This window comes from Pseudomonas sp. FP1762 (genome assembly GCF_030687105.1).
In the GTDB taxonomy this organism is placed as follows: Bacteria; Pseudomonadota; Gammaproteobacteria; order Pseudomonadales; family Pseudomonadaceae; genus Aquipseudomonas; species Aquipseudomonas siliginis.
Genome location: NZ_CP117458.1, coordinates 4,809,298 through 4,822,185, shown reverse-complemented (window position 1 = coordinate 4,822,185; position 12,888 = coordinate 4,809,298). Strand labels below are relative to the sequence as shown.

9 protein-coding genes and 2 pseudogenes are annotated in these 12,888 nt (G+C 56.4%); 6 read left to right on the top strand and 5 right to left on the bottom strand.

Going from position 1 to position 12,888, the window contains the following annotated elements:
* Window positions 1–279 precede the first annotated feature (279 nt).
* Together PSH90_RS21355 and xseA are read right to left on the bottom strand one after the other, a co-directional pair.
* Window positions 280–1,101, bottom strand: a complete 822-nt coding sequence (locus PSH90_RS21355) for a peptidoglycan DD-metalloendopeptidase family protein (RefSeq protein WP_305381496.1) — start codon at window positions 1,099–1,101, stop codon at window positions 280–282.
* A gap of 3 nt (window positions 1,102–1,104) precedes the next feature.
* Entirely contained in the window at window positions 1,105–2,484 is a 1,380-nt protein-coding gene (xseA, locus tag PSH90_RS21350; protein ID WP_024014206.1) for an exodeoxyribonuclease VII large subunit, read from the bottom strand.
* Window positions 2,485–2,703: 219 nt separating this feature from the next.
* Here xseA and PSH90_RS21345 point away from each other — a divergent pair, with 219 nt between their 5' ends.
* The 5 genes and pseudogenes from PSH90_RS21345 to PSH90_RS21325 all read left to right on the top strand — a co-directional run bounded on the left by PSH90_RS21345 (window position 2,704) and on the right by PSH90_RS21325 (window position 8,936).
* Complete coding sequence (locus PSH90_RS21345; RefSeq protein ID WP_305381494.1) at window positions 2,704–3,471, top strand: sulfite exporter TauE/SafE family protein; 768 nt, start codon at window positions 2,704–2,706, stop codon at window positions 3,469–3,471.
* 163 nt (window positions 3,472–3,634) lie between these two features.
* Window positions 3,635–4,183, top strand: a complete 549-nt coding sequence (locus tag PSH90_RS21340) for a sugar ABC transporter ATPase (protein WP_041479923.1) — start codon at window positions 3,635–3,637, stop codon at window positions 4,181–4,183.
* A gap of 105 nt (window positions 4,184–4,288) precedes the next feature.
* Window positions 4,289–5,759: pseudogene (gene guaB, locus PSH90_RS21335) on the top strand (IMP dehydrogenase).
* Window positions 5,760–5,839: 80 nt separating this feature from the next.
* On the top strand, window positions 5,840–7,417 hold the full coding sequence (guaA, locus tag PSH90_RS21330; RefSeq protein ID WP_016773344.1) for a glutamine-hydrolyzing GMP synthase: 1,578 nt from the start codon (window positions 5,840–5,842) through the stop codon (window positions 7,415–7,417).
* Window positions 7,418–7,723: 306 nt separating this feature from the next.
* Window positions 7,724–8,936 (top strand): annotated as a pseudogene (locus tag PSH90_RS21325) (tyrosine-type recombinase/integrase).
* A gap of 251 nt (window positions 8,937–9,187) precedes the next feature.
* On the opposite strand, the gene PSH90_RS21320 reads toward PSH90_RS21325, so the two are convergent.
* The 3 genes from PSH90_RS21320 to PSH90_RS21310 form a co-directional block, all read right to left on the bottom strand.
* The gene (locus PSH90_RS21320; RefSeq protein ID WP_305381493.1) at window positions 9,188–10,066 is read right to left on the bottom strand and encodes a hypothetical protein; all 879 of its coding nucleotides are present in this window, start codon (window positions 10,064–10,066) and stop codon (window positions 9,188–9,190) included.
* A 652-nt stretch (window positions 10,067–10,718) separates the two neighbouring features.
* Window positions 10,719–11,528, bottom strand: a complete 810-nt coding sequence (locus PSH90_RS21315; protein WP_258603526.1) for a restriction endonuclease — start codon at window positions 11,526–11,528, stop codon at window positions 10,719–10,721.
* Window positions 11,529–11,611: 83 nt separating this feature from the next.
* The gene (locus PSH90_RS21310; RefSeq protein ID WP_305381492.1) at window positions 11,612–12,553 is read right to left on the bottom strand and encodes a LuxR family transcriptional regulator; all 942 of its coding nucleotides are present in this window, start codon (window positions 12,551–12,553) and stop codon (window positions 11,612–11,614) included.
* Window positions 12,554–12,644: 91 nt separating this feature from the next.
* Between PSH90_RS21310 and PSH90_RS21305 the strand changes: the two genes are divergently transcribed.
* Entirely contained in the window at window positions 12,645–12,863 is a 219-nt protein-coding gene (locus PSH90_RS21305; protein WP_258603523.1) for an AlpA family transcriptional regulator, read from the top strand.
* Window positions 12,864–12,888 lie beyond the last annotated feature (25 nt).

Below are 12,888 nucleotides of genomic sequence, written 5' to 3'. Positions count from 1 at the left end.
GCACAGGCTGCGGTGCTGGCGAAGCTGAATGAGGGTGTGAGAGGTTTTCATGGCTTCAACCCTAACCGCGAGGGGAAAGGATGGCAAGCAGTCGGAAAAAATTGAGAGGAATACCCGAAAAGCGGGGTTTTGCAGGAATTTATTGCGCTTTAGGCGGTGGAAGTTGTTGATGTTTGCGTAAGGCTAGATTGGGGCGCAATTGAGTTTTAGGAGATTCATTGAGTATGGCGGTGTTTTATAGGGCGCCTTCGCGAGCAGGCCGGTCGCCTCAACCCATATTCAAGGTTGGAAAGCCCCAATGAAAATCGCCGGATCCACCCGCGCGTCATTCAGGCTGACGTTCCAGTGCATATGCGGCCCGGTCGCGCGGCCGGTCGCGCCGACCTTGCCCACCACCGCGCCACGGGCCAGTTGCTGGCCGTTTTTCACGTCGATCTTCGACATGTGGCAGAACATGCTGATAAAGCCTTGGCCGTGGTCAACGAACACCGTGTTGCCGTTGAAGAAGTAATTGCCGATCAGAATCACCTTGCCCGCCGCCGGGGTCTTGATTGGCGTGCCCGCCGGCACTGCGAAATCGAGGCCGGCGTGAGGATTGCGCTCTTCGCCGTTGAAGAAACGACGCACACCGAACTTGCTCGACAGCGGCCCGTTGACCGGTTTGTCCAGCAGCAGATTGCTCGGCGTGTTCGGGCTGAAACTGCGGTAAGCCGCGATCTGTTCCGCCAGTTCGCCTTCAATGCGCTTGAGGTTGTCGGCGTTCGGATTGACCTGCTGTTTGTTCTTCAGGGTGATGTGCTGTTCCGGGTATTTCTTGCTGCCCACGGTAAACGGCAGGTTACGCCCGCCACTGCTGATCTGCTGCGCGCCAGGCTTGACCGTCAGCGGCACGCCAACGATCGCCAACCAGTTGTTCTGCTCTTTGACCACCAATACCGGTTTGCCTTGATAAGTGGCTTTCGGCACCTGCGCTGCGGTGCCCAGATCCACCACGGCGACGCCGCCCGGCACTGGTTTGTTCAGCAGCCGAGTGATGTAGCTGTCGGCGTGGGCGTTGAAGGTCAGGCAGAGCAACAGCAGCGGAGCAAGAAAACGCGGCATGGATCAGTCCAGTAAAGAGAGGGTGACGGGCGTCAGGTGATTGTCCTCGACGCGCACTTGCAGTTCGCCTTCGCCGAGCTTGGCTTTCAGGCGCTGGCCGGTGTGGGTCTGCGCGGCGTTGCGGATCGCGTGGCCACGCTCGTCGAGCAGAATGCTGTAACCCCGGCCGAGAGTCGCCAACGGGCTGACCACGTGCAGGGTCTGCATCTGACTGTGCAATTGCTGCCGACGCTGTTTCAGAGCATCGCGCATGGCCCGGGGCAAACGTTCGGCGAGGCTGTCGAGGCGCTGACGAAGCATCGCCAATTGGCGTCCCGGATGTTGCCCGGCGAGACGCGTTTCCAGACGGATCAGGCGCTCTCGACGCGTATTGAGGCTGCGCTCGAATGCGCGGCGCATGCGCATGTCCAGATCATCCAGACGCTGAGCCTGCTGGCGCAGACGTTCGCCGGGATGGCGCAAGCGACGGGCCATGCCTTCGAGGCGCAGACGATCACGCATCAAGCGGTCACGCATGCGCATCACCAGACGCCGGTGCAGGCTCTCGACCTGACGGATCAGATGGCTGGAATCCGGAGCGAGCAGTTCGGCGGCGGCCGAGGGCGTCGGTGCGCGGACGTCGGCGACAAAATCGCTGATCGAAACATCGGTTTCATGGCCGACGGCGCTGACGATCGGTGTGACACAGGCATCGACCGCGCGCGCCACCGCTTCCTCGTTGAAGCACCAGAGGTCTTCCAGCGAGCCGCCGCCACGGGCGAGGATCAGCGCGTCGAAGCCACGGGCATCGGCCATTTTCAGCGCGCGGACAATCTGCGCGGTGGCCTCGCGGCCCTGCACAGCGGTTGGAATCAGGGTCAGTTGCACCTGCGGCGCACGGCGGCGGAATACGCTGATGATGTCGCGAATCACCGCGCCGGTCGGCGAACTGATGATGCCGATGCGCTGCGGATGCGCGGGCAGCGGCACTTTGCGTTCGGCACTGAACAGGCCTTCGGCGCTGAGCTTTTCCTTCAGCGCATCGAAGGCCAGACGCAGCGCGCCGTCACCGGCCGGCTCCACGGTGTCGAGGATCAGCTGATAGTCGCCACGGCCTTCGAACAGCGAAACCTTGCCGCGCACCTTGACCGCCAGACCATCCTTCAACGCCTGACGCACCCGCGCGGCGTTCTGCCGGAACAGCGCGCAACGCACCTGCGCGCCGCTGTCCTTGAGGGTGAAATAGACGTGGCCGGACGCCGGGCGCGCGAGGTTGGAGATTTCGCCCTCGACCCAGATGTTGCTGAACACGTCTTCAAGCAACACCCGCGCGCGGCCGTTGAGCTGGCTGACGGTCAGGACTTCACGGTCCAGGCCAAGTCTTGCAAAGGGATCTTTAATCATGGGGCGCAGTTTAAAGGCATTTGCCCGCCAATCACCATGACGCCGCACAAAACCCTGTGGGAGCGAGCCTGCTCGCGAAAGCATTGTGTCAGCGGACAACAACGGGAATGACACTCCGCCTTCGCGAGCAGGCTCGCTCCCACATGGGATCAATTTGATATCTGGTCGTGCTGCCCGCTACTGGCTACAGTCAGCGCGGTCTTATAAAGGATGCGGACGATGAGCATGATGGAGCTGTTGGTGGCGTGGTCGTGGGGCGCTGGCGGTTGGGCGGTCATCGGGTTGGCCATTGCCTTGGCCTACATCGTCTTCGGCATCGCCGGTTTCGGCACGGCGCTGGTCGCGGGGCCGATGCTGATTCTGTTCATGCCGCTATCGAAAATCGTGCCGCTGCTGGTGCTGCTGGATTTCGTCGCGGCATTCGGCAATCTGCTGCCCTCGCGGCGCGACGTCGCCAAGCCGGAATTGCTCAGGCTGCTGCCGTGCATGGCGATCGGCTGCACGTTGGGGGTGATCTTCCTGCTGAATCTGAAATCCGATCTGTTGCTGTTGTTGATGGGGCTGTTTATCAGCGCCTATGCGGTCTACAGCCTGTGGGTCAAAGCGCGGCCGGCGCAGTTGTCAGCGGCGTGGGCGGTGCCGATGGGCACGGTGGGTGGGTTGTTCGGCGCGTTGTTTGGCAGTGGCGGCTTTCTTTACGCGATCTATCTGAACAGCCGCCTGCCCAAGGACGCGGCGCGGGCCACGCAAAGTGCCTTGATCAGTTGCAGCACCGTGGTGCGCTTGAGTCTGTTTGTCATCGCCGGTGTGTATGCCGAGCTACCCTTGTTGATGCTGGCGCTGTGTCTGTTGCCGGCCATGGCGCTGGGCTTGTGGATCGGCCGGCGGCTGACCATGAGGTTGTCGCGCGAGGCGTTTGTGCGACTGGTGACTTGGCTGGTGCTGGCCAGCGGGATCGCGTTGATGGTGCGCTATTTCAGCACTTGACCGGATTTCTTCAGGGATTAAGCTGCCGGCCGCAGTTCCTTGTGGGAGCGAGCCTGCTCGCGAATGCGGTGGGTCAGCAACAAAAATGCAGCCTGACACTGCGCTTTCGCGAGCAGGCTCGCTCCCACATTGGAAATCTTAAATACTGGCAGCAGGCTCCACCATGAACTCGCAAAGCATTATCGTCCCGAAAATCTCCACCCTGCCGGTGCACGAGCCCCGGGCGCGGGCGATCGTGCGCTGGCTGGTGCGCAAGAATATCATCGAAGAACAGCTGACTACCTGCGGCCGCACCGGCAACCGTATGGCCCACGCCATCGCTGATGGTGCTCGCGCCGTGGTGCTGCACCCGCAAGCGCTGCCGTTCGGCGAGCCGGTCAATGGCCTGGAGATCGTCACCAAACGCTGCATCTACACCCCGGCCAAGGGCTTTCTCGAAGAGGCCGGTTGCGCCGAGTGCCGTCGCGAAGTGGGCGAGGCGCTGTTCGAGAGTCTTGAAGACTGGTTTCCAGGCCGCACCGACAATTTCACCTGCCCGGAATGCGGACATGAGGACGACATCAACGGCTTCCTGTTTCTGCAGGAATGCGCGTTTTCCAACCTCGGCTTCATTTTCAACAATTGGCTGGAGGCGGGGTTCAAGCAGAGCTTTATCGACGAGTTCGCCGATTGGCTCGATCAACCTGTCTCTTGGGTCAAGGTGGAGCTGTAGGGCCGGGCTTTTCCATCTATCAATTAGGCTGAGTTTTACATTGAACAGCAGGGGGTGTCTGACTATAATGGCGCGCTTCCATTTTCCCGCTCGGGAGCCCCCGCGATGCTGCGTATCAGCCAAGAAGCTCTGACATTCGACGACATTCTCCTAGTGCCCGGTTATTCCGAGGTACTTCCCAACGAAGTCAGTCTCAAGACCCGTCTTACCCGTGGCATCGAACTGAATATTCCTCTGGTTTCTGCCGCCATGGACACCGTTACTGAAGCCCGTCTGGCAATCGCCATGGCTCAGGAAGGTGGCATCGGCATTATCCACAAGAACATGACCATCGAGCAGCAAGCTGCCGAAGTGCGCAAGGTCAAGAAGTTCGAAGCCGGTGTGGTCAAGGATCCCATCACCATCGAGGCCGATGCCACGGTGCGTGATCTGTTCGAACTGACCCGTCTGCACAATATCTCCGGCGTTCCGGTCCTGCACGATGGCGACCTGGTCGGCATCGTCACCTCCCGCGACGTACGTTTCGAAAACCGTCTGGAAGCCACTGTCCGCGAAGTGATGACGCCTAAAGAGCGTCTGGTCACGGTCAAGGAAGGCGCCGACAAGAACGACGTACGCGAACTGCTGCACAAGCACCGCATCGAGCGCGTGCTGATCGTCGACGACAAATTCGCCCTCAAAGGCATGATGACCGTCAACGACATCGAAAAAGCCAAAGCCTACCCGCTGGCCAGCAAGGACGATCAAGGTCGTCTGCGCGTTGGCGCTGCGGTCGGCACCGGTAAGGACACCGGTGATCGCGTTACCGCACTGGTCAACGCGCGGCGTGGACGTGGTGGTGGTCGACACCGCACACGGTCACTCCAAAGGCGTGATCGACCGCGTACGCTGGGTCAAAGAGAACTTCCCTGAAGTGCAGGTGATCGGCGGCAACATCGCCACCGGCGCTGCCGCCAAGGCCCTGGCCGAAGCGGGCGCCGACGCAGTCAAGGTCGGTATCGGCCCTGGCTCGATCTGCACCACCCGTATCGTCGCTGGTGTCGGCGTACCGCAAATCAGTGCCATCGCCAACGTCGCCGCTGCCCTTGAAGGCACTGGCGTACCGTTGATCGCCGACGGCGGTATCCGTTTCTCCGGTGACCTGTCCAAGGCCATCGTGGCCGGTGCGTCCTGCGTGATGATGGGCTCGATGTTCGCCGGTACCGAAGAGGCCCCGGGCGAGATCGAACTGTTCCAGGGCCGTTCGTACAAGGCTTATCGCGGCATGGGTTCGCTGGGCGCCATGTCCCAGGCTCAGGGCTCGTCCGACCGTTACTTCCAGGACTCCTCGGCAGGCGCCGAGAAACTGGTCCCGGAAGGCATCGAAGGCCGTGTGCCGTACAAAGGCACCCTGAGCGCGATCATTCACCAGTTGATGGGCGGTCTGCGTTCTTCGATGGGTTACACCGGCAGCGCCAACATCGAAGAAATGCGTACCAAGCCCGAGTTCGTGCGGATCACCGGTGCCGGCATGGCCGAGTCCCACGTTCACGACGTGCAGATCACCAAGGAAGCGCCGAACTACCGCGTAGGTTGAGGCTTCCAGCAAAACGTTAAATCACCGGGGCTGTTCATTCAGCCCCGAGTTGTTTCTGATTCACTACATGAGAATGAGTCATGGCCCTCGACATTCACGCTCACCGCATCCTGATCCTCGACTTCGGTTCGCAATACACCCAGCTGATTGCCCGCCGCGTGCGCGAGATCGGCGTGTACTGCGAACTGCACCCGTTCGACATGGACGAAGATGCGATCCGCGAATTCGCTCCTAAAGGCGTCATCCTCGCCGGCGGCCCCGAGTCCGTGCACGAAGCCAACAGCCCGCGCTGCCCGCAGGCAGTGTTCGACCTCGGCGTCCCGGTATTCGGCATCTGCTACGGCATGCAGACCATGGCCGAGCAACTGGGCGGCAAGGTTGAAGGTTCCGAACTGCGTGAGTTCGGTTACGCCCGCGTTGACGTGGTCGGCAAGAGCCGCCTGCTCGACGGCATCGAAGACCACATCGACGCCGACGGCCTGTTCGGCCTCGACGTGTGGATGAGCCACGGTGACAAAGTCACCAAGATGCCGGAAGACTTCCACATCCTCGCCAGCACCCCGAGCTGCCCGATCGCCGGTATGTTCAACGACGACCGCGCCTACTACGGCGTGCAGTTCCACCCGGAAGTGACCCACACCAAGCAGGGCGGGCGCATCCTCTCGCGCTTCGTCCTCGACATCTGCGGTTGTGAAGCCCTGTGGACGCCGTCGAAGATCGCTGAAGACGCCATCGCCAACATCCGCGCTCAGGTCGGCACCGACAACGTGCTGCTGGGTCTGTCCGGCGGCGTTGACTCCTCGGTGGTTGCCGCGCTGCTGCACAAAGCCATCGGCGATCAACTGACCTGCGTCTTCGTCGACAACGGCCTGCTGCGTCTGCACGAAGGCGAGCAAGTGATGGCCATGTTCGCCGAGAACATGGGCGTCAAGGTGATCCGCGCCAACGCTGAGGAGCAGTTCCTCAACAACCTGGCCGGCGAAGCCGACCCGGAAAAGAAGCGCAAGATCATCGGCCGTACCTTCATCGACGTGTTCGATGCCGAATCCTGCAAGCTGGACAACATCAAGTACCTGGCTCAGGGCACCATCTACCCGGACGTGATCGAGTCGGCTGGCGCGAAAAGCGGCAAGGCCCACGTGATCAAGTCGCACCACAACGTGGGCGGCCTGCCGGAAGAGATGAACCTGAAACTGGTCGAGCCACTGCGCGAACTGTTCAAGGATGAAGTGCGTCGTCTGGGCCTGGAACTGGGCCTGCCGTACGACATGGTCTACCGTCACCCGTTCCCGGGCCCGGGCCTGGGTGTGCGCATCCTCGGTGAAGTGAAAAAGGAATACGCCGACCTGCTGCGTCGTGCCGACCACATCTTCATCGAAGAACTGCGCAAAGCCGACTGGTACCACAAGGTCAGCCAGGCGTTCGTAGTATTCCAGCCAGTCAAATCGGTCGGCGTGGTCGGCGACGGCCGTCGTTACGCCTGGGTCGTTGCCCTGCGTGCCGTAGAAACCATCGACTTCATGACCGCACGTTGGGCGCACCTGCCTTACGAACTGCTGGAAACTGTCAGCGGCCGCATCATCAATGAAATCGAAGGCATTTCGCGCGTCACTTACGACGTGTCGAGCAAGCCGCCGGCGACGATTGAGTGGGAATGATCCCGCGTCCGGCACTGCCCGGCACGATCTAGCAAAAAATACCCTGAAGCCCGCGTAATTGCGGGCTTTTGGCTTTTCGGGTCTGGCAAGTTCAGGTAGCGTTCTGCATCGCCAAGCATGGTGTTTATGTGGCATGGTACGGGGTACTGACTGCATCTAATGCCATGCATGACGCTCAATACCATGCCCCTTGTCCCAAAGCTGACATGGTATCGAGTCAACCTAAAGGCCCGGTTTTACTGGGGATAGACCCATGTTTCCGCGCTTTTCTGGGCATGGTATTTTTTCATGGAAATAGTGGAAGCCATGCTCACCGATACCAAGCTTCGAAATCTCAAACCCCAGGACAAGCTCTACAAGGTGATTGACCGTGACGGCTTGTACGTGGCCGTCACCCCGGCCGGCTCAATCTCCTTTCGCTACAACTACTCCATCAACGGTCGGCAAGAGACCATCACCTTCGGTCGTTACGGCTTAGGGGGAATAACTCTGGCAGAGGCTCGCGAGCTGCTAGGGGAGGCGAAGAAGATGGTCGTCGCTGGTAAGTCTCCGGCAAAGGAGAAAGCGCGTGCGAAGGCGCGGACGAAGGGGGCTGAGACTTTTGACGCTTGGGCTGAAAAATGGCTGCGCGGTTACCAGATGGCGGACTCGACGCGAGACATGCGTCGATCAGTCTATGAGCGTGAGTTGAAGCCGAAGTTTGGCAATCAGAAACTGGTCGAAATCACCCACGAGGATCTGCGAGCGCTGACGGATGCGATAGTGGAGCGGGGTGCCCCTGCAACCCGCCGTCCACTCACGGGAGATCGTGCTGCAAGTCTTCCGTTGGGCCATTGAGCGTGGCCAAAAGGTTGAAAACCCGGCCGATCTGGTACGGCCTGCCAGCATCGCGAAATTCGAGCCACGCGACCGTGCGTTGACGCCTGATGAAATCGCGCTGGTGTACCAGTACATGGACAGAATCGGTACCGCGACCTCGGTTCGCGCAGCGGCCAAACTCCTCCTGCTGACGATGGTGCGCAAGAGCGAGCTGACCAATGCAACGTGGAGTGAAATCAATTTCAGCGAGGCGCTATGGACGATCCCCAAAGAGCGGATGAAGCGTCGTAACCCTCATTTGGTGTTTTTGTCCCGACAGGCATTGGATTTCTTCATAGCGTTGAAAACCTTGGCTGGAGGTTCAGATTACGTTCTGCCGTCACGCTACGACTCTGATTTGCCAATGAGTGCGGCCACGATCAACCAAGTACTAACTCTCACCTATCGTTTGGCCCAAAAGGAGGGGGGGCCGCTAGGCAAGTTCGGCCCTCACGACCTGCGACGGACTGCCAGCACGCTGCTGCATGAGGCTGGCTACAACTCCGACTGGATCGAGAAGTGCCTCGCGCACGAGCAGAAAGGCGTGCGCGCCGTTTACAACAAGGCCGAGTACCGTGATCAGCGCCGAGCGATGCTCCAAGACTGGGCGGATATGATCGACGAGTGGACGCTTAAGAAACCTCGGAAGATAAATGGGTAGATTGCATGATCACCCCCTCATTTTAGCTAATCGCGTGATGGGAAATTGCCCAGCACTTTGCGATCGGTTTTCATCAATGCTGATCAGCTATTTGGATTCGCACCAAGCGCACGCATGGCTAAGGGGCGGAAGCAGCTATGTACGACCGGCAGCAACCGGCCAGAGGTCGCCCTATAATCCCTCTGGGAGATCAAGGCCGATTTAGGTAAATCGCTTAAGCGGTCCAGGCCCTCCCTATGTCCTCTATCCATTCAACCCGTCGGTTTGGTAGCGTTTATTTCGCCTTCGAGCTTCCCCACGATGCAGTGTTCTACTTTTTCATATATTCGCAAAAGTTTTTTTGCAGCATAAATAAGCGCATTCCTATCACTTGTGAATGAAGCAGACTTCGCACCCAGACTAATTTCGATTCCTTTGATTGTCGTAGAATCTGCCTCTCCTTCATTTATCCCTAAGTTGTGCACCGTATTTCGTTGCTTGCGATAGAAATTTAAAAAATTTCTTGTTTCTACAATATCTAAATCATTGTCACGGCACTTGGATAGTACGTACTCGATTTTTTCCGCACCAGATAGATAAAAATTTATATTTTTTATTTTCTTTAGAATGGACGATTTTTTTGATTCGTCCGTGCAAGAGGAATAAATGCATATATATTTAACAAGCTCTTTCTCTTTTCTCTCAAGTCTATCTTTAGGGGCGACTATGTCATAAAGCAGACCAATATGTTTTTCAAAAGCCGAGTATGTTCCAACCTTGAAGTCTAAAAAGGCAGAGCCAATGATGAAATCTGTTTTGCTGGAGAAGAGATCCGGCAAGTCTGCTTTGGCAAACTCTAACCTTTTAAAATGCCTTTCCTCGTAGTTGTCTTCAATCGCTTGGTCCAGAATGCTAGTGAGCGGGCCTCTATTGGGGAGAGATGCAGAGATTTCTTCATTGATAAAATATGTTAGTATTGAGTCTACTTGATCCGACATCGCAGTGTAAAAGTTGCTGTAGTTATCCCCGTGGGCGGCTCCTTTACGTAGCTCGGAAAAATGACCTTTAATAAGGCATTCACCCTTCAATATTAAGAGATTATAGATTCTTTTGTTGCTATTCCTATCGGGGCCGAAAATCTGCGCGCTCATTTTAGTCCTTTATGTTCAAGGGGTAGTGGAAAGGTAGTTTGTACTTGTATGTGGCTGCCCTAGCCGCCATTCTCCGTCGCACTCAAGTAGGGTTGGGTGAAAGTCGTAGCGAGATTGAATACTTGGTCTGGATTGCGCTCGAACGGCTTTTTCCCGCAAGAGTAAGTTCCTTTAGCTTCGTTCTTATACTGCCGAACAGAATTCGAAGACATTCGATATACTAAGAAGTCATCTGTATACATGCTCGAACGAAGCAAGCTGGTCTTGCCCAGCACAACAAGCACATGGTCGTACATGTCCGGGTTTCCTAGGTCTATATTTGTGCGTGTGCAAGATCCGTGGTACTTAACTTGAACAAAACCATCGCGATCGATTCCATCGTGTCCGACTTGGCGACCACTTGATGCAAGTTCTATCTCATAAAAGTGAGTGCAGATGTACTCAGCCAGATCTCCGAGGTACTTGTCAGACCTGATAACTCCTAACTTTCGGAGTTCGCTTGCTGCATCAAAAAATGCTGAAATAGCTTTCGGTATTGCTGCGTCCAAGTGGCACCTGTAAATGGAAATTTTCTGAGTTTGTCAGCCTGCTTCGCTTTCTCTTGGGTCTGGCGGAGTAAGTCGTGTGGTCTAAAACGTAAGGTGGAAGTTGATTAATCCGAACCTTCAAGAAGCATATCAGATAGAGAGGTAGTTGGTGACCAAACTCCCTCCATACTCTCAAGATAGTTCTGGCAGAGTGAGACGATTTTGTTACGACCAGCAATTCTGACGGTGTGCTGCTCGATCTCCGTACGTCCGTTGAGGATGTCCCTAGTAAAGCCCGATGAAGATAGCAGTATTCCCTTAGTTTTGCCGCCCACTTTTGCGACCACATCAATCAAGCTAGATAGGGCGTTGCTTCCTGGCTTTTTCCCGCTGGCAAGCCAATGCTTTATCTCGACTAGAAAGACATGTGTTTCACCATGCTCCTTGCTTTCGAGGCGGATATCAAATCCACCATCTTTTCCGGGGCGTGTCAATTCGGTTGTGAATCCAAGCAGCTCAAAAACCTCTCGCATGACTCGTTCCAGATCTCGCCACTCAATGTCTCGAAGACAACGTGGGTTTTTGGCGATCTCGGATGCAATTGCCTTCATTGCCGTTCGAACAATTACATCAAGCTGAGACGATGCCGTGGTGTCCTCTATTACATTAGTATTAGACTCGACCTCGCTCAAATATCGCTTCAGTACTGGCCGTCCACTGGAGGATATGGCAATACGCCCCTCCGCCTCTAAAATTGCTGCGCGTTCACGTGAATAGCGCCATGACCGACCCTGAGGAGGATACTGACCAAACCATTCGTATTGAAAGCTTGGCCGCTCAAAAGGCGACGTAACAGCTGAAAAAAGGTACGGCCCTCTAGGATCATCGTCCGGATTCTTATAACGGCCATCAATTGCGGAGCTTCTCGAATTCATTGGGCTACACTGCAAAAAATAGGTGGGTAAAGAACTACAATTAAGTAAACCAACTTCGTTTTATTTGTGAGGCTTTGAGGCACTCACGCTGTCGACAGTCGAAAAAAATCCGGGATTGAGTGAATGGCTTTGGATACTGCTTGGCGCTCGATCTCCAGTCTGCGAGCAATTTCTGACTGGTTGAAGCCGAATTTTTGTAGTACGAGGATTTGCTTTCTTCGGTCTGTCAGCTTCATGTCCACCATTAGTCGAGCGAGATTTCTTAGCTCCGCTTCGTCCGCTAGGTGTAGGGTTTGGCTAAGCATGTATCGAAAGATATACGCGTCGACGAGCTCGTCACCTGACTTTGCCTTAGGCTCTGCTCGTATCGCGCATTGTCTGCTCAATCTGGCCAGCTCTAGGTCGAACTGCGCTACAGATCTCATTGCTTGCCTGTATGCCGGGTTCCAGCGTCCATCTGGTGTCTTTGGGCGGTGGGTGGTGCAGTACAGGTTGCTCAGGCGTAGGTGTTCATCGAGGTCACGCTGACCTTCACCGTCTGCGAACAGTGCTAGCTCTGCTCGTGCGCCGCAGAATCTACAAAACCCCTTCAAGCGTTGACCGTTCAAACCGCCCATATCCTTGTTAGACGGCTGCTTGCGTTTACATGCCAGCACCAGTTCTATCAGCGTCTCAAGCGTCGCAATGAAGCAGCGATCATCCCCCGACTGCTTGTCGTGGGTCAGAACAAAGGCTCGTAGCAGTTGACGCTGTAGGCGGACCATAGCGGCAATGCCAACCAGCTGCATAATCGCGCTGAACGCCACATTCGTTCCTGCTCCGGGTATATGGCCCTGATAACCCGATGGAAGCGTTTCGGCATATGACGCCACGGCAGGGTCGATAAGCTCTTCGACCAGACGAATGATCGGATAGCGTTTAGATGCTGTGGAGTAAGGCTCCCAGCGATCAAGGAATCGGTGAAGGGCCTCTGCGACGGAGGCATCACACCCCTCCCAAATAGCTATGGTCGTTTGTTTTTTCATGTCAACCATTCTAGCCAATCATTCTGTCGAAGCAATAGGCACCTAAAGGCACGATCAGGCACACATTCGCTGTGACTGATAGGGCCTAGCTATGCATTCATCGAGCAAAAAACTCATCGACAAAAAGACACTCTTGGCGATGATCCCGCTGTGTGAGCGCACGATTTATAACTTTGAAATGAAGGGTAAATTTCCACGTCGAATTGCGGTGAGTAGCCGCAAGGTCGTGTGGGATTTAGCCGAGGTAGAGGAGTGGATTGATACATGCAGGGAGTCCGGCCCCCCTCCTAGGCCAGGAATGGCAGTCTGAGCGGTGGGGGTCAGGCCTGAGACAA